Genomic DNA, 220 nt, shown 5'->3' with positions numbered 1-220 from the left:
ATGTGTATAAGAGACAGGGACTGGAAGGAGCGGTGGATCGACGCGGGCCGCACGGCTCTTCCGCACGCCCCGGCGCAGTTGGAGATGCTGGCGCTGGAGGCCTGCGTGGAGCGGATCGAGGCGGAGGGCCTGGACACCCTGACGGCCCGGCACGCCTCGGCTGCGGCGGCCACCCGGGCGGGTGCGGTGGCCCTCGGCGGCGGCCTGGAGCCGTACGTCC

At 73.6% G+C, this 220-nt stretch carries 1 pseudogene; it reads left to right on the top strand.

Going from position 1 to position 220, the window contains the following annotated elements:
* Positions 1-220: pseudogene (locus tag IH13_RS0107255) on the top strand (alanine--glyoxylate aminotransferase family protein); the annotation flags it as partial.

The sequence above is a fragment of the Streptomyces sp. NRRL WC-3549 genome, from assembly GCF_000721935.1.
Taxonomy (GTDB): domain Bacteria; phylum Actinomycetota; class Actinomycetes; order Streptomycetales; family Streptomycetaceae; genus Streptomyces.
This window is presented reverse-complemented; position numbering and strand designations above follow the sequence as displayed.